Here is a 21,708-nt window from a genome sequence, read left to right as displayed (position 1 = left end):
GTCAGATGTCGAGCGCCTGGTAGGTCCGGCGGACGAATTTCGGCTGGGCGCTCTGCAGTTTGGCTATCGATGTGTTGCCAGCGATCGCGGCCATGTCGACATTGATGTCGGGCAGGTTCTGGATCAGGTAGATCAGGATCAGGTTTGCCGACGGGTCGGCCTGCCACCAGGTGCCGTAGGCGCCGGGCCAACTGAACGTGCCCAGCCCGCCGGGTCCGAACAGCGGACGGGATTTCACGGGATCGGTCACCACCGACAGGTTCAACCCGAATCCGCGGCCCACCCAGAACGGCGCGCCGAGGAAGTTCTGGCGCTTCTGCTCATCGGTCAGCCGGTCAGTGCGCATCAGTCGCACGGATTCCTCGGACAGCACCCGGACCCCGTCCAGCGTGCCGCCGCCCAGCAGCATCTGCGCGAAGCGCAGGTAATCGTCGACGGTCGACCACAACCCGGCACCGCCGGTGCAGAACGGCGGATCGGTGATCGGCGCGGGCCCCATCACGTCGTGCTGCAGGGTGTTGTCCTTGTCGAGCTTGTACATCGTCGCGGCGCGGTGTCGTCGCGACGTGCCCACCGAGAACCCGGTGTCGGGCATCTGCAGCGGCTCGAAGATCCGTTCGCGAAGGATGTCGGACAGCGGTTTGCCCTCGATCCGCGACATCGCGATGCCCAGCACGTCGGTGGCATGGCTGTAGGTGAGCCGGTCGCCGGGCTGGTGCACCAGCGGTAGGGCGGCAAGCTCGGCGAGCCAGCGGTCCTGATCCTGGCGGAACGACATTCGGCCGTACGCGCGGCTCAACGGACCCAACACCGAGAACGCATAGGCCAGGCCGCTGCGGTGCGTCATCAGGTCGTCGAATGTGATGAGGCGCCGGGCGGGCGTCGTCTTCTCGAGGTCACCCTGCGGGTCGACAAGAACGTACATGTCGGCGAGTTCGGGGACCCACGTGGCGATCGGGTCGGTGAGCGCGAAGCGGCCTTCCTCGAGAAGACTCATCGCGGCCGCGACCGTCACCGGTTTGGTCATCGAGGCGATGCGGAAGATCGTGTCCCGCTGCATCGGTAGTCCGGCGTCGACGTCGCGGTGCCCCAACTCGTTGACCTGGAGTACTTCACCGGCGTGCCACACCAGGGTCACCGCCCCGGCGAGGAGCCCGGCGTCGATCGCCTCGCGGATGGACGCGTGGTTGCCGTCGAGTTTCATCGCGGCAAGCCTACTGACGCGCCGGTGCGGGCAGGCCCCTTCGTGGCGCGACCGGACCGCCGCTGTCCGGGTGCTAAGCTTCCCCGCAGTTTCGACGTCCTTTAAGGAGCCGTCCAGAGAGGCGGAGAAGGAGGTCAGAGTCGCTTGGGCGCGCATGAAGGCTCGTCGGGCACCGACCGGGAGCTGATGTCCGCAGCGGACGTCGGCCGCACCATCTCCCGCATCGCCCACCAGATCATCGAGAAGACCGCACTCGACGGTGCCCCCGGCGATGCCAAGGCCCCCCGTGTCGTCTTGCTCGGCATCCCGACCCGCGGCGTGACGTTGGCCACCCGGCTCGCCGAGAAGATCAAGGAGTTCTCCGGCGTCGTCGTCGCGCACGGCGCGCTGGACAACACGCTGTACCGCGACGACCTCGACTTCAAGCCGCCCCGCGCCCTGGAGGAGACCTCGATTCCCGAGGGCGGGGTCGACCAGGCCCTGGTCATCCTCGTCGACGACGTGCTCTACACCGGCCGCTCGGTGCGCGCGGCGCTGGATGCACTGCGCGACATCGGCAGACCGAAGGCGGTGCAACTGGCGGTGCTGGTCGACCGCGGTCACCGGGAGCTGCCGCTGCGCGCCGACTACGTGGGCAAGAACGTGCCCACCTCCCGAAGCGAGAACGTCAAGGTCCGGTTGGTCGAAGACGATGGCCACGACCGTGTGTCCATCGCGCCGTACGGAGGTCCGATCAGGTGAAGCATCTGCTCTCGGCGGCGGATTTGTCGCGCGACGATGCGCTGGCGATCCTCGACAACGCCGACCATTTCAGCCAGGCCCTCCTCGGTCGCGAGGTCAAGAAGCTGCCCACCCTGCGTGGCCGCACGATCATCACGATGTTTTACGAGAACTCGACCCGCACCCGGGTCTCCTTCGAGGTCGCGGGCAAGTGGATGAGCGCCGACGTGATCAACGTCAGCGCCTCGGGATCGTCGGTGTCCAAGGGCGAGTCGCTGCGCGACACGGCCTTGACGCTCCGCGCCGCGGGAGCCGATGCGTTGATCCTGCGCCACCCCGCCTCGGGAGCACCGCAGCAACTCGCCGAGTGGACGGCCACCCAGGACGGGCACGGTCCTGCGGTGATCAACGCCGGCGACGGTACCCACGAGCATCCCACCCAGGCGCTGCTCGACGCGTTGACCATGCGTCAACGCCTCGGCGACATCGAGGGCAAGCGGGTGGTGATCGTCGGCGATGTGCTGCACAGCCGGGTCGCCCGCTCGAATGTGCTTCTGCTGCACACCCTCGGCGCGGAGGTGGTGCTGGTCGCACCGCCGACGTTGCTGCCGGTCGGGGTCGCTGACTGGCCGGTCACGGTGTCGCACGACCTCGACGCCGAACTGCCGCTGGCCGACGCGGTGCTGATGCTGCGGGTGCAGGCCGAGCGCATGAACGGCGGGTTCTTCCCGTCGGCGCGGGAGTACTCGGTGCTCTACGGCTTGTCCGAGAAGCGCCAGGCGTTGCTTTCGGGCAATGCGGTGGTGTTGCACCCCGGCCCGATGGTCCGGGGTATGGAGATCGCGTTCTCCGTCGCTGACTCACCGCAATCAGCTGTGCTGCAACAGGTTTCGAACGGCGTGCATATCCGGATGGCGGTGCTGTTCCACCTGTTGGTGGGCGCCGAGAAGGAGGCCATCAGCGCATGAGCACGCTGATACGAGGGGTCCGGCTCTACGGCGAGGGCGATCCCGTCGACGTCCTGGTGTCCGACGGGCAGATCGCCGATATCGGTGCGGAACTTCAGATTCCCGACGATGCCGACGTCGTCGACGCCACCGGCCAGGTGCTGCTGCCCGGCTTCGTCGACCTGCACACCCACCTGCGAGAGCCGGGTCGCGAGTACGCCGAGGACATCGAAACCGGTTCGGCCGCAGCGGCTCTGGGTGGCTACACCGCGGTGTTCGCGATGGCCAACACCAACCCGGTGGCCGACAGCCCGGTGGTGACCGACCACGTCTGGCAGCGAGGTCAGCAGGTGGGCTTGGTCGACGTGCATCCCGTGGGCGCGGTGACCGTCGGGCTGGCGGGTACCCAGCTCACCGAGATGGGCATGATGGCCGGCGGTGCGGCACAGGTGCGGATGTTCTCCGACGACGGCATCTGCGTGCACGATCCGCTGATCATGCGCCGCGCGCTCGAATACGCCACCGGGCTCGGCGTGCTGATCGCCCAACACGCCGAGGAGCCGCGACTCACGGTCGGCGCGGTGGCCCACGAGGGTCCCAACGCCGCGAGGCTGGGGCTGACCGGGTGGCCGCGCGCGGCCGAGGAGTCGATCGTCGCGCGCGACGCACTGCTGGCACGCGACGCCGGCGCGCGGGTGCACATCTGCCACGCCTCCACCACCGGAACCGTCGAGATCGTGCGATGGGCGAAATCACAGGGGATCTCGATCACGGCGGAGGTGACCCCACACCACCTGCTGCTCGACGACGAACGGCTGGCCACCTACGACGGGCGTTACCGCGTCAACCCGCCGCTGCGTGAAGCCTCGGACGCACGGGCGCTGCGCCAGGCGCTGGCGGACGGGATCATCGACTGTGTGGCCACTGATCACGCCCCGCATGCCGAGCACGAGAAGTGCTGCGAGTTCTCCGTCGCCCGTCCGGGCATGCTCGGATTGCAGACCGCGCTGTCGGTGGTGGTGGAGACGATGGTGCGGCCGGGGCTGCTGACCTGGCGGGACGTCGCGCGCGTGATGAGCGAGCGGCCCGCCGAGATCGGCGGGCTACCCGATCAGGGCAGGCCACTGGAGATCGGCGAGCCGGCCAACCTGACCGTGGTGGACCCCAACGCGACGTGGACCGTCGAAGGTTCCGCTCTGGCCAGCCGCTCGGCCAACACGCCGTACGAGGCGCTCGAACTGCCCGCGGCGGTCACGCTGACGTTGTTGCGCGGGAAGGTGACTGCGCGGGACGGGAAGTGTCCGGCGTGAACTTCGAGCGAGTAGCGCAGGCGGATCGCGCATGAACACCGGTACGCTCGTCGCATCGCTGGTCATGGCCGCCGTCGTGGCCGTGCTGATCGCGGTGCTGATCCAGGCGATGATCCGCGGATGGCGTCGTCGCGCAGAGCGCCAGGCCGAACTGATCGGCACGTTGCCTGCGCTTCCCGACACCGTCGGGCCCGCGATCGTGCCCGCCACCAAGGGCCTGTACGTCGGCAGCACGCTGGCCCCCCATTGGAACGACCGAATCGTGGTCGGCGACCTGGGCTTCCGCGCCAAGGCCGTCCTGACCCGTTACCCCGAAGGAATCATGTTGCAGCGCAGCGGCGCCCGGCCCATCTGGATCCCCGACGAGGCGATCACCGAGATCCGCACCGAGCGGGGGATCGCGGGCAAGGCGATGACGCACGAAGGCATTCTCGCGATCCGGTGGCGGTTACCGTCGGGCACCGAGATCGATACCGGGTTCCGCGCCAACGACCGCCGCGAGTACTCGCACTGGGTGGAACAGGAGGCGGCGTGAGGGGAACAGGCAAGGCCGTTCTTGTGCTCGAGGACGGCCGCGTCTTCACCGGCACGACGTTCGGCGCGGTCGGGCAGGCGCTCGGGGAGGCGGTGTTCTCCACCGGTATGTCGGGTTATCAGGAGACGCTCACCGATCCCAGCTACCACGGGCAGATCGTGGTCGCGACGGCACCGCAGATCGGCAACACCGGATGGAACCACGAGGACGCCGAGAGCCGCGGCGACAAGATCTGGGTGGCCGGTTACGCGGTGCGCGACCCCTCGCCGAGGGCCTCGAACTGGCGGGCCACCGGCACGCTCGACGAAGAACTCGAACGTCAGGGCATCGTCGGCATCGCGGGTATCGACACCCGCGCGGTGGTGCGCCACCTGCGCAGCCGGGGGTCGATGAGGTCCGGGTTGTTCTCCGGGCCGGCGCTGGCCGACCCCGACGAACTGCTCGAGCGGGTGCGCAGTCAGCCCGGCATGCTCGGCGCCAACCTGGCCGGAGAGGTCAGCACCGACACCACGTACATCGTGGAACCCGAAGGGCTGCAACGGTTCACGGTCGCCGCCATCGACCTCGGCATCAAGACCAACACCCCCCGCAATTTCGCGAGGCGCGGTATCCGCAGCCACGTGCTGCCCGCGTCGGCGACCTATGAGCAGATCGCCGACCTGAAACCCGACGGCGTGTTCTTGTCCAACGGCCCCGGCGACCCCGCCACCGCCGACCACATCGTGTCCGTCACCAAAGAGGTCCTCGGCGCGGGTATCCCGCTGTTCGGCATCTGCTTCGGCAACCAGATCCTTGGCCGTGCGCTGGGGCGCTCGACGTACAAGATGGTGTTCGGCCACCGCGGGATCAACGTGCCGGTGATCGACCATCAAACCGGTGCTGTCGCGATCACCGCGCAGAACCACGGTTTCGCCCTCGAGGGCGAGGCGGGGGAGCGCTTCGACACCCCGTTCGGCGAGGCGATCGTCAGCCACACATGCGCCAACGACGGCGTCGTCGAGGGCATCAAACTCGTCAGCGGGCTCGCCTTTTCGGTGCAGTACCACCCGGAGGCCGCGGCGGGACCGCACGATGCGAACTATCTGTTCGACCAGTTCGTCGACCTGATGGCAGGGGAGAACAAGTGACGTCGTCCGCGGTGAGCGACCGCTATTGTACGGATGGGCGCGGCGTGTCGTGTGCAGACACGGTCGCTCGCGAAAGTGGGGCGATAGATGCCTAAGCGCAGCGACCTCAACCACGTCCTGGTGATCGGCTCCGGGCCGATCGTGATCGGTCAGGCCGCCGAGTTCGACTACTCCGGCACCCAGGCGTGCCGGGTGCTGCGCGCCGAGGGGTTGCAGGTCAGCCTGATCAACTCGAACCCGGCGACCATCATGACCGACCCTGAATACGCCGACCACACCTACGTGGAGCCGATCACGCCGGAGTTCGTCGAGCGGGTGATCGTGCAGCAGGCCGAGCGCGGCAACAAGATCGACGGCCTGCTGGCCACGCTGGGCGGCCAGACGGCGCTGAACACCGCGGTCGCATTGTCGGAGTCGGGTGCGTTGGCCAGGCACGGCGTGGAGCTGATCGGCGCGGACTTCGAGGCCATCCAGCGCGGCGAGGACCGGCAGCGGTTCAAGGACATCGTCGCCAAGGTGGGCGGCGAATCCGCCCGCTCCCGCGTGTGTTTCACGATGGACGAGGTCCGCGAGACGGTCAAGGATCTCGGCCTGCCGGTGGTGGTGCGTCCGTCCTTCACGATGGGCGGGCTGGGCTCGGGCATGGCGTACTCCGCCGAGGACGTCGACCGCATGGCCGGCGACGGGCTCGCGGCCTCACCGAGCGCCAACGTGCTGATCGAGGAGTCGATCTTCGGCTGGAAGGAATACGAACTCGAGTTGATGCGGGACGGCCGCGACAACGTGGTCGTGGTGTGCTCGATCGAGAACTTCGACCCGATGGGTGTGCACACCGGCGACTCGGTCACCGTCGCGCCGGCCATGACGCTCACCGACCGCGAATACCAGACCATGCGCGACCTGGGCATCGCGATCCTGCGCGAGGTCGGCGTCGACACCGGCGGCTGCAACATCCAGTTCGCCGTCAACCCGGCCGACGGTCGCTTGATCGTGATCGAGATGAACCCGCGGGTGTCGCGGTCGAGTGCGTTGGCGTCCAAGGCGACCGGCTTCCCGATCGCCAAGATCGCGGCGAAGCTGGCCATCGGCTACACGCTCGACGAGATCGTCAACGACATCACCAAGGAGACCCCGGCCTGTTTCGAGCCGACGCTCGACTACGTCGTCGTCAAGGCCCCCCGCTTCGCGTTCGAGAAGTTCCCCGGCGCCGACGGCACGCTGACCACCACCATGAAATCGGTCGGCGAGGCGATGTCGTTGGGACGCAACTTCATCGAAGCGCTCGGCAAGGTGATGCGCTCGCTGGAGTCCGGGCGCGCCGGGTTCTGGACCAAGTCCGACCCCGACGAGGACACCATCACCGTCGACGAGTTGTTGGCGCGGCTGGGCACCCCCTCGGACGGACGCCTCTACGACCTGGAGTTGGTGCTGCGCAAGGGTGCGACCGTCGAGCAGGTCTCGAAGGCCTCCGGGGTCGACCCCTGGTTCGTCGAGCAGATCGCCGGGCTGGTCGCGCTGCGCACCGAAATCGTCGATGCGCCGGTGCTCGACGCCGACCTGCTGCGGCGCGCCAAGTACCACGGGCTGTCCGACCGCCAGGTCGCCGCGCTGCGACCCGAACTCGCCGGTGAGGTCGGCGTGCGGGCGCTGCGCCAGCGGCTGGGCATCCACCCGGTGTTCAAGACCGTCGACACGTGTGCCGCCGAGTTCGAGGCCAAAACCCCGTACCACTACAGCAGCTATGAGCTCGACCCCGCCGCCGAGACGGAGGTCGCGCCGCAGACCGAGAAGCCCAAGGTGCTGATCCTCGGCTCGGGCCCCAACCGCATCGGGCAGGGCATCGAGTTCGACTACAGCTGTGTGCACGCCGCAACGACGTTGAGTCAGGCCGGCTTCGAGACGGTCATGGTCAACTGCAACCCCGAGACGGTGTCCACCGACTACGACACCGCCGACCGGCTCTACTTCGAGCCACTCACCTTCGAGGACGTGCTCGAGGTGTACTACGCCGAATCCGTCTCCGGCGCAGGCGGTCCCGGTGTCGTCGGCGTCATCGTTCAGCTCGGCGGCCAGACGCCGCTCGGACTGGCCGAACGCCTGCAGAACGCCGGCGTCCCGATCGTCGGGACCAGCCCCAAGGCAATCGATTTGGCCGAGGACCGCGGCGCGTTCGGCGAAGTGCTGACCAACGCGGGCCTTCCCGCACCGCGATTCGGCCTGGCCACCAGCTTCGAACAGGCTCGGCGAATCGCCGCCGAGATCGGTTATCCCGTGCTGGTACGACCGTCCTACGTGCTGGGCGGTCGCGGCATGGAGATCGTCTACGACGACGAGACCCTGCAGGGCTACATCACCAGGGCCACCGAACTCTCACCCGAACATCCCGTGCTGGTGGACCGGTTCCTCGAGGACGCCATCGAGATCGACGTCGACGCGCTGTGCGACGGTTCCGAGGTCTACATCGGCGGCATCATGGAACACATCGAGGAAGCCGGTATCCACTCCGGCGACTCCGCGTGTGCCCTGCCGCCGGTGACGTTGGGCAGCAGCGACATCGAGGCCGTGCGGCGTGCCACCGAAGCGATCGCCCACGGTATCGGCGTGGTGGGCCTGCTCAATGTGCAGTACGCGCTCAAGGACGACGTGCTCTACGTGCTGGAGGCCAACCCCCGCGCCAGCCGCACGGTGCCGTTCGTCTCCAAGGCCACCGCGGTGCCGCTGGCCAAGGCGTGCGCGCGGATCATGCTCGGAGCCACGATCGCCGAACTGCGCGAGGAAGGCGTGCTGGCGCGCACCGGGGACGGCGCGAGCACCGCCCGCAACGCTCCGGTCGCGGTCAAGGAAGCGGTCTTGCCGTTCAACCGGTTCCGCAAACACGATGGCACGCAGATCGACTCGCTGCTGGGCCCGGAGATGAAGTCGACGGGCGAGGTGATGGGTATCGACCACGACTTCGGAAGCGCTTTCGCCAAGAGCCAGACCGCCGCCTACGGGTCCCTGCCGCTCGAAGGCACGGTGTTCGTTTCGGTGGCCAACCGCGACAAGCGTTCGCTGGTGTTCCCCGTCAAACGGCTCGCCGATCTCGGGTTCCGGGTCCTGGCCACCGAGGGTACCGCGGAGATGTTGCGGCGCAACGGGATCCCGTGTGAAGAGGTACGCAAGCACTTTCAGGAGCCGAGCGCGGACAGGCCGGCCTCCTCCGCCGTCGACCTGATCAAGGCCGGCGAGGTGGACATGGTGATCAACACCCCGTACGGCAACTCGGGTCCTCGCGTCGACGGATACGAGATCCGCTCGGCGGCAGTGGCGAACAGCATCCCGTGTGTGACGACGGTGCAGGGTGCGTCGGCGGCGGTACAGGGCATCGAGGCCGGGATCCGCGGCGACATCGGCGTGATGTCGCTGCAGGAACTGCACAGCGTGCTGGGGACGTGACGGGTTTCGGCCTGCGGTTGGCCGATGCAGTGGCCCGGCGCGGACCGCTGTGTCTGGGCATCGATCCGCACCCGGAGTTGATGCGCGCGTGGGGACTCAACGCTGACGTCGACGGTTTGCGCCGCTTCTGCGACGTGTGCGTGACCGCGTTCGCCGATTACGCCGTCGTCAAACCACAGGTCGCGTTCTTCGAGGCGTACGGCGCCGCCGGGTTCACGGTGCTGGAGACCACCATCGCCGCGCTGCGCGAGGCGGGAGTGCTGGTGCTCGCCGACGCCAAACGCGGCGACATCGGCTCCACGATGGCCGCGTACGCCGCCGCGTGGGTGGGTGATTCGCCGCTGGCGGCCGACGCGGTGACCGCATCGCCTTTCCTGGGCTTCGGCTCGCTGCAGCCGCTGATCGAGACGGCGACGGCCAACGACCGCGGAGTGTTCGTCCTCGCGGCCACCTCGAATCCCGAAGGCGCGTCCGTACAGCGTGCCGATGCCGGGGGCCGCACCGTCGCGCAATCGATCGTCGACGCCGCCGCGGCGGTCAACCGCACCGTCTCCGCTCGACCCGGCCCGGTGGGTGTCGTGGTCGGGGCCACGCTGGCCGAACCGCCCGACGTCAGCGCGCTCGCCGGACCGGTTCTGGTCCCGGGTGTCGGCGCCCAGGGTGGGCGTCCGGAGGCGTTGAGCGGGTTCGGAGGGGCCCAGCCGGGCCAGTTACTGCCCGCGGTGTCCCGCGAGGTGCTGCGCGCGGGGCCGGACGTGGGCGCGGTGCGCTCAGCGGCGGGCAAAATGCGGGACGCGGTCGCCTACCTGGCCTGACGCACTCGCAGGCGATGTAACACGGGCAACGCCAGTCTCTGTTGTCACAGAAGTCACAAACTGGCTGGTCGCGACACGCCCGAAAGCTGATGACCAGCGAAAATTTTCTTTTTCCGCGGCGTGGGCGCGTCGAAGTGTGGCGCAGGTCACGCGCTGAGCGCCCGATCAGCGCTGCGGCGCCATCCGAATTGCCTTGATATGCAGGCGGTTCCGGCGGGACAAAACGAGATTTGGCCGCTTCTGGCCGCGAAACGCCGTGGGCGCGTGCCCGGCGCTACCGCCCGACACGCTGGGCTTTTGACGCCGTAACCAGGGGGTGGGGTTCGCATTCGTCAGCCTGCGTGGGTACGGTCGTCGTCGCTGGCTGTTTGAGGATTTTCCCTAATCAGCCGAGGCATGGAAATTGATGGTGATGAGACGGAGGAACCCGTGGCCCTTCCCCAGTTGACCGACGAACAGCGCGCGGCCGCGTTGGAGAAGGCTGCCGCCGCACGTCGAGCCCGAGCCGAATTGAAGGACCGGCTCAAGCGCGGCGGCACCAACCTCAAGCAGGTGCTCAAGGACGCCGAGACCGACGAGGTCTTGGGCAAGATGAAGGTTTCGGCGCTTCTGGAGGCGTTGCCCAAGGTCGGCAAGGTCAAGGCGCAGGAGATCATGACCGAACTCGAGATCGCCCCGACCCGCCGCCTGCGTGGCCTCGGCGATCGTCAGCGCAAGGCGCTGCTGGAAAAGTTCGACCAGTCCTAGGCGCATAAGTTGAGCGCCGGCCGAGGGGCCGGCCGGGTAGTCGTGCTGTCCGGCCCCTCTGCCGTCGGGAAGTCGACCGTCGTTCGCTGTCTGCGCGAACGCGTTCCCGACCTGCACTTCAGTGTGTCCGTCACCACCAGGGCCCCGCGCCCGGGGGAAGTCGACGGCGTCGATTACTCGTTCGTGACCCCTGACGATTTCGATGAACTGATCGCCGACGGCGCATTGCTCGAGTGGGCGGAGATCCACGGCGGGCTGCACCGCTCCGGAACACCCGCCCGGCCCGTCCGCGAGGCGATCGCCGCGGACCGGCCCGTACTGATCGAGGTGGATCTCGCGGGCGCCCGGGCCGTCAAGACCGCGATGCCCGAGGCCCTCACCGTCTTCCTGGCCCCACCGAGCTGGGACGAGCTGAAGAACCGGCTCACCGGACGCGGCACCGAGACACCCGAGGCGATCGAGCGCCGGCTGGCCACCGCCCGAGCCGAACTCGCCGCGCAGGACGACTTCGACACCGTCGTCGTGAACACTCAATTGGAGTCTGCCTGCGCCGAATTGGTATCCTTGCTGGTGGGCCACCGATAAGTACGCGCCGGAGACGGCGCCGCAGGCCCGACAGCTATCTCGCATTCAGCTAAAACCGCCAGGAGAATTTTTCGTGAGCACCCCGCACGCCGACACGCAGCTGGCCGCTGTGGACGATTTCGACGCGTCCGCCGCCAGTGCCTACGACACGCCGTTGGGCATCACCAACCCGCCCATCGACGAGCTGCTGGATCGCGCGTCGAGCAAGTATGCGCTGGTGATCTATGCCGCCAAGCGCGCCCGCCAGATCAACGACTACTACAACCAGCTCGGCGACGGCATCCTCGAATACGTCGGCCCGCTGGTCGAGCCGGGCCTGCAGGAGAAGCCGCTGTCGATCGCACTGCGCGAGATCCACGCGGACCTGCTCGAGCACACCGAAGGCGAGTAGCAACACCGCGAGGCGTAGGGGAGCGGCCGCCATGGAGTCCAAGCGGATCATCGTCGGCGTCGCCGGTGGTATCGCCGCCTACAAGGCGGCCACGGTGGTCAGACAGCTCACCGAGGCCGGACACGACGTGCGCGTCGTCCCCACCGAGTCTGCTCTGCGGTTCGTCGGAGCCGCCACCTTCGAGGCGCTCTCGGGCCATCCAGTGCACACCGGCGTCTGGGACGACGTCCACGAGGTGCCGCACGTTCGGTTCGGCCAGGAGGCCGACCTGGTCGTCGTCGCGCCCGCCACCGCGGATCTCCTGGCGCGTGCCGTCGCGGGCCGCGCGGACGACCTGCTGACCGCGACCCTGCTGACCGCGCGATGTCCGGTGCTGTTCGCCCCGGCCATGCACACCGAGATGTGGTTGCACCCGGCCACGGTGGAGAACGTCGCCACGCTGCGTCGACGCGGTGCCGTCGTCCTCGAACCCGCGTCGGGCCGGTTGACCGGAGCCGATAGCGGCGCGGGCCGCCTACCCGAGGCCGAGGAGATCAGCACGCTGGCCCAACTCCTGCTGACGCGGCCGGACGCCCTGCCCTACGACTTGGCCGGCGTCAAGGTGTTGGTCTCCGCGGGCGGGACGCGCGAGCCGATCGATCCCGTGCGGTTCATCGGGAACCGCAGTTCGGGCAAGCAGGGCTATGCGATGGCCCGAGTGATGGCCCAGCGCGGCGCCGACGTCACGCTGATCGCCGGCAACACCGCCGGGCTCATCGATCCGGCCGGCGTCGACGTCGTCCACATCGGCTCGGCCGCCCAGCTCAAGGACGCAGTGTCCAAGCACGCGCCGGACGCGCACGTACTGGTGATGGCGGCCGCGGTCGCCGACTTCCGGCCCACGCAGATGCAGGCCAGCAAGATCAAGAAGTCCGCCGATCCGGATGCCGCCGCGCCGGTCATCGAACTGACCCGCACCGAAGACGTGCTGGCGGGTGCAGTGCGGGCTCGTGCCGACGGACAGCTGCCCAATATGCGGGCCATCGTGGGGTTCGCTGCCGAGACCGGCGACGCCAACGGCGATGTGCTCCACCACGCTCGCGCGAAGCTCCAGCGCAAGGGATGCGATTTGCTCGTGGTCAATGCGGTGGGCGAGAATCGGGCGTTCGAAGTGGACAACAACGACGGGTGGCTGCTTGCGGCCGACGGCACGGAGTCCGCACTGGAACACGGTTCGAAAACGCTGATGGCCAGCCGTATCGTGGACGCGATCGTGGCCTTCCTGCACAGCGGCAGCGGGTAGCGCGGATCACGCATCCGGCTGCGTGAAATGCTTGCGCGCACGGCAAGCACAGGCTTGGGTGCAACAGGGCACACCTATAACTTGATGTACTAACTATCGCGACATGAGAGCGGAAGGATCCACACCGTGAGTCAAGCTCGGCTGTTCACCAGTGAGTCGGTGACCGAGGGCCATCCCGACAAGATCTGCGACGCGATCAGCGACTCGGTGCTCGACGCTTTGCTCGCGGGTGATCCCAAGTCGCGGGTCGCCGTGGAAACACTGGTGACGACGGGGCAGGTGCACGTCGTCGGTGAGGTGACGACGGCGGCCAAGGAGGCTTTCGCCGACATCGCGACCACGGTGCGCGAACGCATCCTCGAGATCGGCTACGACTCGTCGGAGAAGGGTTTCGACGGTGAGACCTGCGGCGTCAACATCGGCATCGGCCGTCAGTCTCCGGACATCGCCCAGGGCGTCGACACCGCGCACGAGACCCGCGTCGAGGGCGCCGGCGACCCGCTCGACCTGCAGGGCGCGGGCGACCAGGGGCTGATGTTCGGCTATGCGATCAAAGACACGCCCGAGCTGATGCCGCTGCCGATCGCGCTCGCGCACCGGCTGTCGCGCCGGCTGACCGAGGTCCGTAAGAGCGGTGTGCTCGATTACCTGCGTCCGGACGGCAAGACCCAGGTCACGGTGCAGTACGACGGCACCACCCCGGTGCGCCTCGACACGGTCGTGCTGTCGACGCAGCACGCGGCGGGCATCGACCTCGAGGGGACGCTGACGCCGGACATCCGCGAGAAGGTCGTCAACACCGTCCTGGCCGATCTGGGCCACGACTCGATGGACACCTCCGACTTCCGCCTGTTGGTGAACCCGACGGGCAAGTTCGTGCTGGGCGGCCCCATGGGCGACGCGGGGCTGACGGGTCGAAAGATCATCGTCGACACCTACGGCGGCTGGGCCCGTCACGGCGGCGGCGCGTTCTCGGGCAAGGATCCGTCCAAGGTGGACCGGTCGGCGGCCTACGCGATGCGCTGGGTGGCGAAGAACGTCGTCGCAGCGGGTCTGGCCGAGCGCGTCGAGGTCCAGGTGGCCTACGCCATCGGCAAGGCCGCGCCGGTCGGTCTGTTCGTCGAGACCTTCGGCAGCGAGTCGGTCGATCCGGGCCGCATCGAGAAGGCGATCACCTCGGTGTTCGACCTGCGCCCCGGTGCGATCGTGCGCGACCTCGACCTGCTGCGCCCGATCTATGCGCAGACCGCCGCGTACGGCCACTTCGGCCGCACCGACGTCGAGCTGCCCTGGGAGCAGCTGAACAAGGTCGACGAGCTCAAGGCTTCCGTCTGACGACGATCAAGCGGCGAGGTACGAGCCGCGTTGAGGAGTCAGACACTCGGGCTTCCGTCTGACGACGATCAAGCGGCGAGGTACGAGCCGCGTTGAGGAGTCAGACGCTCGGGCTTCCGTCTGACGACGCTCGCTGCCGTCGAGACTGCGCTTTTTGATCGATTTCGGGCAAATTCCGTCAGAAACCGTAGTCTCGGCGCCCACCCCAATCAGCGGCTGAACGCGTAATCCTTCAGCGGGAAGCGGCGGCTTCGCCAGTACGCCTCCAGCGTCGTGGTCGGGCGCAGCGGCGCATCGCCGTTCTTGTCGAAGTAGTAGCTGTTGGCCCGCTGGCAGCTCTCCTGCCAGAAGATCTGGCGGTGCCGTTTGCGCATCATCTCGTCGAAATAACGGTCGTTGGCTTCCTGCGTCACCTCCACGCGGCGGGCCGCCTTGCGCCGGGCGTGCTTGAGGCAGCGGACAATGTGATGCGTCTGCGTCTCGATGAGCGCGAAGTACGACGAGCCGACGTAGCCGTACGGCCCGAACACGGTGAAGAAGTTCGGGAAACCCGGCACGCTCACCCCCTCGTAGGCCTGCAGCCGGTTCTCCTGCCAGTGCTGGCTCCACGACCGACCGCGCGAACCGGTGACCGGATAGGTCGGCATGTCGTCGGCGTCCATCACCTTGAAACCGGTGGCGAGGATCAGCACGTCCACATCGCGGATCGTCCCGTCGGCGGTCGCCACGCCCGAACCGGTGATCTTGTCGATCGGTTCGGTCACCAACTCGACGTTGTCCCGGTTGTACGTCGACAGATACGTGTTGTGGAAGCCGGGCCGCTTACAGCCCACCGCATATTCGGGTGTGAGCTTGTCGCGGACCTCTGGGTCCTCGACCTCCTTGCGCAGATACGCCTCGCCGACCTTGGACATGTTCTTGGCCATCGGGTTGATGGTGAAGTACTGCGCGGGCAGCGTGAATGTCAGCTCGACATACGCTTGGCTCAGCAGCCGCTGCACGACGTGTCCACCCGGCAGCCGCATCATCCGCCGCGCCATCGGCGACAGCGGCACGTCGAACTTCGGGAAACACCAGATCGGTGTGCGTTGAAATACGGTGAGCTGCTGGACGATCGGCGCGATCTCGGGGATCACCTGTACCGCTGAGGCGCCGGTGCCGATGACCGCGACGCGCTTGCCCGCGAGGTCCTGCGAGTGGTCCCAGCGCGCGGTGTGCATGGTCACGCCGGCGAACGAGTCGACCCCGTCGATGTCGGGCAGTTTCGGCGTGATCAGCACCCCGCACGCATTGATCAGGAACCGCGCCGTGACGACGTCGCCGGAGTCGAGTTCGATTCGCCACAGGTTCTCGTCGTCGTCGAAGACCGCGCCGAGCACCTTGGTGTTGAACCGGATCTTGGGGCGCAGGCGGTACTTGTCGACGCAATGCTCGGCGTACGCGCGCAGTTCGTGTCCCGGTGCGTAGGTGCGGGTCCACTCCGGGCTCTGCTCGAACGAGAACTGGTAGGAGAACGACGGAATGTCAACGGCGATACCGGGATACGTGTTCCAGTACCACGTCCCGCCGGGGCCGTCGCCGGCTTCGATGATCAGATAGTCGCCGAGACCGGCCTTGTCGAGGCTGATCCCGGCGCCGATACCGGAGAAGCCGGCACCGACGATGATGGTGTCGTGATCGGGCACTGTCATAGGGCCTCCCGTGTCGCTCACATCTCGCTCACGGTACCCCGTCGTTCAGCCGTTGCGATACCGGATGCAACGCGGTGCGCAGCGCCCTCAATCCCCGTTCGGTGGCCTCGGTCGCGGCGGGCACCACCCCGGCGTAACCGAGGTAGCCGTGCACGAGGGATTCGGCGTTGTGCAGTTCGACGCGAACGCCTGCAGCCGACAGCAACTCCGCATATCGGGCGCCGTCGTCGCGCAACGGATCATGCCCCCCGACGGCGATATACGCCGGCGGCAGGCCGGTCAGATCCTTCGCGCGCGCGGGCGCCAGCGTCGAAGGCATGTCGGATAGATCCATGTCTCCGACGTACCACCGCGAAAAGCCGCCTACCGCATCAATATTCAGGATCGGCGCGTCGGCGTTCTCGGCGAAGGACGGCAACGAAGTGTCCCACGTCGTCGCCGGATACCACAACAGCTGGAAGCGAATCTGCGGCCCGGCTGCATCGCGCGCCAACTGTGCCACCACCGCGGCCAGATTGCCGCCCGCCGAATCGCCGGCGACCGCGAGCCGGGACGCGTCGACCTCCAGTTCGTCCGCGCTCGCGGCGGCCCACTGCGTCACCGCCCACACATCGTCGACCGCGGCGGGATAGGGGTGCTCGGGTGCCAACCGGTAGTCGACGGAGATCACCACGGCTTCGGCCTCGGCCGCGTGTCGACCAGCGGTGCTGTCGTAGCTGTCGAGGTCGCCGACCGACCAGCCGCCGCCGTGGAAGAACACCACCACCGGGGGCGGGGCATCGGTTTCGGTCGGCGGCCGGTACACCCGCACCGGGATCGGGCCGCCCGGCCCGTCGACCGTGCGGTCCTGGGCATGCACCTCGGAGGGGATCGCGACCCGCGGAAGCGCGTTGAACCGTTCACGCGCGGCCTGCACGCCGCCGTCGGTTGTCAACTGGAACGGAACTGCCTGCAGTACCTTCAGCAGAATGGCGTCTATGGGTTCCGGGCTGGCCGGCCCTACCTCGGGGACTGACATGGGGACACCGTACGTTCACCGGCGAACCCGACTTCTGTGGGTGGCCGCCGCTGTCGTCGCCGCCTGTTACGGGGTGTTCCTGATCGCGACCGCGGCGCGGCTGCCCGCCGGTGCCGAGCTCACCGGTCAGTTCGCGCTGCAGCCCGCGGCCAAGGCCGCCGCGGCGGTGCTGCTCGCCGGGGCCGCGTTGACACATCCCATCGCCCGGGAACGACGCTGGTTGGTGGCCGCGCTGTTGTTCTCGGCGGCGGGCGATTTCCTGTTGGCGCTGCCGTGGTGGGAGCCGTCGTTCGTGCTCGGGTTGGCCGCGTTCCTCGTCGCCCATCTGTGCTTCCTGGGCGCGCTGTGGCCGTTGGTCGCCCGCTCCGGTCCCAGGCTGGCCGCCGCCGCGGTGACGGCTGCGGCCTGCCTGGCCCTGCTGGTGTGGTTCTGGCCGCGGCTCATCGACGAGGGCATGGCCGTACCGGTGACGCTGTACATCGCAGTGCTCGGCGCGATGGTGTGCGCCGCGCTCATGGCCCGGCTGCCCACACCGTGGACGGCGCTGGGCGCGGTGTGTTTCGCGGTGTCGGACGCGATGATCGGGATCGGCAAGTTCGTGCTGGGTTCCGAGGCTCTGGCGGTGCCGATCTGGTGGGTGTATGCGGCCTCGCTTGTGCTCATCACCGCCGGGTTCTTCTTCGGCCGGACGTCGGTGCCGTCTGCTATTAATCCTGCGTGACGGGGTCCGACAGCCCGGCCCGCCCGGGCGCCACCAGACAGCCTGCCGAGCACGAGCCGGTCGCGCGGGTGCTGCCGATGCTGACCGTCCCGCACCTCGACCGCGAGTTCGACTACCTGGTCGCGGCCGAGCAGTCCGACGATGCGCAACCCGGCGTCCGCGTCCGGGTGCGGTTCCACGGCCGCCTGGTCAACGCGTTCATCCTCGAGCGACGGTCCGACACCGACCACGTCGGCAAGCTCGGCTGGCTCGATCGGGTGGTCTCACCCGAGCCGGTGCTGACGCCCGAGATCCGCCGACTCGCCGACGCCGTGGCGGCCCGCTACGCCGGCACCCGCGCCGACGTGCTGAGGCTGGCCATCCCGCCGCGGCACGCCCGCGCCGAGAAACAGGAGCCACCGCCCACGGCGCCGAGCGACCCGCGACCCGTCGCAACCGATCCCTGGAACGCCTACGGCAGAGGTGAGCAGTTCCTCGCGGCGGTGGCGGGCGGACGGGCCGCCCGCGCGGTCTGGCAGGCACTGCCCGGAGAAGCGTGGCCCGATCGGCTGGCCGAGGCCGCGGCAGCGATGGTGAACGCGGGCCGCGGAGTGCTGGTCATCGTGCCGGATCAACGCGACATCGACGCGGTGCACGCCGCCGCGCTCGACCTCCTCGACGAGGCCCCGGTGGTGGCATTATCGGCGGGACTCGGTCCCGCGCAACGCTATCGGCGCTGGTTGTCGGTGCTCCGCGGCAGCGCCCGGCTCGTCATCGGCACCCGCAGCGCGGTGTTCGCACCTGTCGCCGACCTCGGTCTGGTGATGGTGTGGGACGACGGCGACGACACACTCGCCGAACCCCGTGCGCCGTATCCGCATGCGCGGGAGGTGGCGATGTTGCGGGCACATCAGCTGCGCTGCGCCGCACTGATCGGCGGGTTCGCCAGAACCGCGGAGGCTCAGGCGTTGGTGCGCAGCGGTTGGGCGCACGACCTGGTCGCGCTGCGGCCGGTGGTGCGGGCGGCCTCACCGCGCGTCGTCGCCCTCGACGACAGCGGATTCGAACAGGAACGCGACCCGGCCGCCCGGTCGGCCCGGCTTCCGTCGATGGCGCTGCAGGCAGCGCGCAAGGCGCTCGAGTCCGGGGCGCCCGTGCTGGTGCAAGTTCCTCGCCGCGGATACGTACCCGCGCTCGCGTGCGCGCGCTGCCGCAGCATCGCCCGGTGCCGCAACTGCACCGGGCCCTTGTCGCTGCCCGACCGCGATGCCGCAGGCGCGGTGTGCCGGTGGTGCGGACGCGCCCACCCGTCGTTGCGCTGCGTGCGGTGCGGTTCGGATGCGGTGCGCGCGGTCGTCGTCGGGGCCCGGCGCACCGCCGAGGAGCTCGGCAGGGCGTTCCCCGGCGCGACGGTCATCACCTCCGGCGGCGACGCGATGGTGGCAGAGGTCCCGCAGCGGCCCGCCGTCGTCGTCGCCACCCCCGGCGCCGAACCAAGGGCCGCGGGCGGCTACGGCGCGGCGCTGCTGCTCGACAGCTGGGCGCTGCTCGGCCGCCAGGACCTGCGGGCGGCCGAGGACACCTTGCGTCGGTGGATGGCGGCGGGCGCGCTGGTCCGCAACCGCGGCGATGGCGGCGTGATCGCGGTGGTGGCCGAATCGGCGATACCCACCGTGCAGGCGCTGATCCGTTGGGACCCTGTCGGTCACGCCGACGCCGAGCTGAACGCGCGCGCCGAAGTCGGCCTGCCGCCCGCTGTGCACATGGCCGCGGTGGACGGGCCGCCCGAGGCGGTGCACGCCTTGCTCGACACCGCCGATACACCCGAGGGCACCGAACAACTCGGCCCGGTCGATCTGCCGGTCGGCGCGCGCCGCCCGCCGGGACTGGGGCCCGACACGACGGTGATCCGGATGCTGCTGCGGGTTCCCCGCGACACCGGACTGGCTCTGTCGTCGGCCCTGCGCCGGGCCACCGGCGTGCTCAGCGCTCGTCACGACCAACAGCCGGTTCGCGTCCAAATCGACCCGTTGCACATAGGGTGAACCGGAAACTTGGCGTCGCAGGCAACAGGAGGTCCGCATGCGCCGGCTGTTCGCGTGGTCGATCACGTTGCTGGTGCTGGCATTTGCGGTGCTGTGGCCCGTGGTGTTCAGCGGCGGTGGTTCGGAGGCCGCGCCCGCCGACGACCCCGTCGTCATCACGGACTACGACGTGAACCTCGTCGTCGACGATGACGGGCGGCTCGAGGCCGTGGAGACCATCACGGCCGATTTTCCCACCAGTAGGCATGGCATCTTCCGGTACTGGGACGTGACCAACCCCAACAGTCCTCACGTGCGTCAAGTGCCGGAGATCGAATCGATTCTTCTCGACGGCGACCCGGCACCCTACGAGATGCTGTGGGAGGACGGGGAACGGTTCCGGGTGGCAAAGATCGGCGATCCCGACAGCTATCTGAGCTACGGCGAGCACGTCTACGAAATCCGCTACTCCATCGACGGTGTCCTCGATCCCGGAACCACCGGCGCCGACCGCAGATTCGCCACATCGTCCGGTGAACCCGCCGCAACCGGGTCGGTGTTCTTCTGGAACGTGATCGCGCCGGCCTGGAACAATCGGATCCAGCGCGCCGACATCTCGATCCGGCTTCCCGGTGACGTTCCCCGCGTGCAGTGTTCGGTCGGGTACGACGTCGGTGGGCCCTGCCTGGACATGACGACGACGGGGAACCGGGTGACGTTCTCCGCGCGAAACCTTCCGCCACGCACACCGGTGACGGTGCGCGCGAGCGTGGACCTCCCGGCCCCGCCGCGCACCGAGCTGCCGTGGACGCATGAGTGGGACCGGGTCCTGGGGCGGTCGCTGGCCGGAGTGCTGTGGGTCGCGGCGCTGACGGTGGGGGCCGGCTTGGCCGGTCTGCTCTGGTACCGCAGCACGGTCGAACCGTCGCCGGGCTTCCCGCTGCAGTACGCGCCGCCGGAGGGGCTCGGCCCGGTGCAGACGGAGTACATCCGGACCGAGGCGGTGCCCAAACAAGCCTTGACCGCGACGCTGTTCCACCTCGCCGAGCGGGGCCTGATCGAACTGCGCCAGGTCAGTGAGCAGCATTGGCGGATCCGCGGCATCGCCGAGCACAGCGCCTGGGTCGACGTGGATCCGGTCAGTGTGACGGTCGGGTCGGTGCTGAAGGTTTTGCATCCGGGCGGCGAGTTCGAAGCGAAGAAGACCGTCAAGTCGGGGCAGAAGCTGAACAAAGCCAAGACCGATCTGGCCAAAGCCGTCCAGAACTGGGCCTTCGACAACAAGCTTCTGGTCAAGCGGCGCAAGGAACTCTGGCTCCGCACCGCGAACGCGATCGCGTTCGTGCTCATGCTGTGCGCGGTCTTCCGCTGGCTCTTCCCGACCACGATGTGGGCGCTGCCGTTCGCGGCGTTCTTCTTGTTGTCGATCGGTTCGTGGGCCGCGGGTGTGGGCACCAGGCGTACCGAGGCCGGCCGCGAACTCTGGTCGCGCGCAGGGGGTTTCCATCGCATGTTGACCACCGACTCGGCCGAGGCACGTTTCGACTTCGGCGCCCGAAAAGACCTCTACTCGGCGTACGTTCCGTACGCGGTTGCCGCGGGTGCTGCGGCCCTGTGGGCCAAGAAGTACGAAACGACGATGGGAACGGCGGCGCCACAACCGGATTGGTACAACTCGACCACATACGGCGGTGTGGGACTGGTCGGCGGCTCCGGCGGGGCGAATTTCGACAGCTTCGAGTCCGCGTTGTCGTCGTCGATCGGCGCGTACACCGCATCACAGTCGTCCAGTGGGGGCGGCGGGTCCGGCGGCGGCGGTGGGGGGGGGGGGGGTGGTGGGGG

18 protein-coding genes are annotated in these 21,708 nt (G+C 68.4%); 15 read left to right on the top strand and 3 right to left on the bottom strand.

Going from position 1 to position 21,708, the window contains the following annotated elements; genetic code table 11:
* Position 1: 1 nt before the first annotated feature.
* Positions 2-1,204: a serine hydrolase domain-containing protein gene (locus AU198_RS22280; RefSeq protein WP_064350761.1), complete on the bottom strand. Its 1,203-nt coding sequence runs from the start codon at positions 1,202-1,204 to the stop codon at positions 2-4.
* 144 nt (positions 1,205-1,348) lie between these two features.
* On the opposite strand from AU198_RS22280, the gene pyrR reads away from it, so the two are divergent.
* From pyrR to metK, 12 genes are all read left to right on the top strand, one after another.
* Positions 1,349-1,945 carry a bifunctional pyr operon transcriptional regulator/uracil phosphoribosyltransferase PyrR gene (gene pyrR, locus AU198_RS22275; RefSeq protein ID WP_064350760.1) on the top strand — a complete coding sequence of 199 codons (597 nt, stop codon included), beginning with the start codon at positions 1,349-1,351 and terminating at the stop codon, positions 1,943-1,945.
* The gene (locus tag AU198_RS22270) at positions 1,942-2,892 is read left to right on the top strand and encodes an aspartate carbamoyltransferase catalytic subunit (RefSeq protein WP_064350759.1); all 951 of its coding nucleotides are present in this window, start codon (positions 1,942-1,944) and stop codon (positions 2,890-2,892) included. Before pyrR ends, AU198_RS22270 begins: the two co-directional genes overlap by 4 nt.
* On the top strand, positions 2,889-4,181 hold the full coding sequence (locus AU198_RS22265; RefSeq protein WP_064350758.1) for a dihydroorotase: 1,293 nt from the start codon (positions 2,889-2,891) through the stop codon (positions 4,179-4,181). The genes AU198_RS22270 and AU198_RS22265 overlap by 4 nt, the downstream gene beginning before the upstream one ends.
* A gap of 31 nt (positions 4,182-4,212) precedes the next feature.
* On the top strand, positions 4,213-4,716 hold the full coding sequence (locus tag AU198_RS22260) for a PH-like domain-containing protein (RefSeq protein ID WP_064350757.1): 504 nt from the start codon (positions 4,213-4,215) through the stop codon (positions 4,714-4,716).
* Positions 4,713-5,843, top strand: coding sequence for a glutamine-hydrolyzing carbamoyl-phosphate synthase small subunit (gene carA / locus AU198_RS22255; RefSeq protein ID WP_156431719.1), 1,131 nt, complete (start codon positions 4,713-4,715; stop codon positions 5,841-5,843). Before AU198_RS22260 ends, carA begins: the two co-directional genes overlap by 4 nt.
* An 87-nt stretch (positions 5,844-5,930) precedes the next feature.
* Positions 5,931-9,278, top strand: coding sequence for a carbamoyl-phosphate synthase large subunit (gene carB / locus AU198_RS22250; protein WP_064350756.1), 3,348 nt, complete (start codon positions 5,931-5,933; stop codon positions 9,276-9,278).
* The gene (gene pyrF, locus AU198_RS22245; protein ID WP_064350755.1) at positions 9,275-10,093 is read left to right on the top strand and encodes an orotidine-5'-phosphate decarboxylase; all 819 of its coding nucleotides are present in this window, start codon (positions 9,275-9,277) and stop codon (positions 10,091-10,093) included. The genes carB and pyrF overlap by 4 nt, the downstream gene beginning before the upstream one ends.
* 429 nt (positions 10,094-10,522) lie before the next feature.
* Positions 10,523-10,840, top strand: a complete 318-nt coding sequence (gene mihF, locus AU198_RS22240; RefSeq protein WP_003889986.1) for an integration host factor, actinobacterial type — start codon at positions 10,523-10,525, stop codon at positions 10,838-10,840.
* Between the two features lie 9 nt (positions 10,841-10,849).
* Positions 10,850-11,425: a guanylate kinase gene (gmk, locus tag AU198_RS22235; protein ID WP_064350754.1), complete on the top strand. Its 576-nt coding sequence runs from the start codon at positions 10,850-10,852 to the stop codon at positions 11,423-11,425.
* 73 nt (positions 11,426-11,498) lie between these two features.
* Positions 11,499-11,816, top strand: a complete 318-nt coding sequence (gene rpoZ, locus AU198_RS22230; protein ID WP_064350753.1) for a DNA-directed RNA polymerase subunit omega — start codon at positions 11,499-11,501, stop codon at positions 11,814-11,816.
* 31 nt (positions 11,817-11,847) lie between these two features.
* The gene (gene coaBC, locus AU198_RS22225; RefSeq protein WP_064350752.1) at positions 11,848-13,098 is read left to right on the top strand and encodes a bifunctional phosphopantothenoylcysteine decarboxylase/phosphopantothenate--cysteine ligase CoaBC; all 1,251 of its coding nucleotides are present in this window, start codon (positions 11,848-11,850) and stop codon (positions 13,096-13,098) included.
* A 126-nt stretch (positions 13,099-13,224) separates the two neighbouring features.
* Positions 13,225-14,433: a methionine adenosyltransferase gene (gene metK / locus AU198_RS22220; RefSeq protein ID WP_064350751.1), complete on the top strand. Its 1,209-nt coding sequence runs from the start codon at positions 13,225-13,227 to the stop codon at positions 14,431-14,433.
* Positions 14,434-14,642: 209 nt separating this feature from the next.
* Here the strand turns inward: metK and AU198_RS22215 are convergent, their stop codons facing one another.
* Together AU198_RS22215 and AU198_RS22210 are read right to left on the bottom strand one after the other, a co-directional pair.
* A complete protein-coding gene (locus tag AU198_RS22215; RefSeq protein ID WP_064350750.1) occupies positions 14,643-16,124 on the bottom strand; it encodes a flavin-containing monooxygenase in 1,482 nt (493 codons plus the stop codon).
* A gap of 28 nt (positions 16,125-16,152) precedes the next feature.
* Positions 16,153-17,142, bottom strand: coding sequence for an alpha/beta hydrolase (locus tag AU198_RS22210; protein ID WP_064350749.1), 990 nt, complete (start codon positions 17,140-17,142; stop codon positions 16,153-16,155).
* Here AU198_RS22210 and AU198_RS22205 point away from each other — a divergent pair.
* The 3 genes from AU198_RS22205 to AU198_RS22195 all read left to right on the top strand — a co-directional run.
* Entirely contained in the window at positions 17,141-17,863 is a 723-nt protein-coding gene (locus tag AU198_RS22205; RefSeq protein ID WP_064350748.1) for a lysoplasmalogenase, read from the top strand. The genes AU198_RS22210 and AU198_RS22205 overlap by 2 nt on opposite strands.
* 77 nt (positions 17,864-17,940) lie before the next feature.
* Complete coding sequence (locus tag AU198_RS22200) at positions 17,941-19,887, top strand: primosomal protein N' (protein WP_197416204.1); 1,947 nt, start codon at positions 17,941-17,943, stop codon at positions 19,885-19,887.
* Positions 19,888-19,924: 37 nt separating this feature from the next.
* The coding region (locus AU198_RS22195; protein ID WP_064350746.1) for a DUF2207 domain-containing protein at positions 19,925-21,708 on the top strand (1,784 nt) is incomplete at its 3' end.

This window comes from Mycobacterium sp. GA-1199 (assembly GCF_001500045.1).
Classification (GTDB): Bacteria; Actinomycetota; Actinomycetes; order Mycobacteriales; family Mycobacteriaceae; genus Mycobacterium.
The sequence above is the reverse complement of the archived record's forward strand: the minus strand, read 5'-3'. Positions and strand labels throughout refer to the sequence as shown.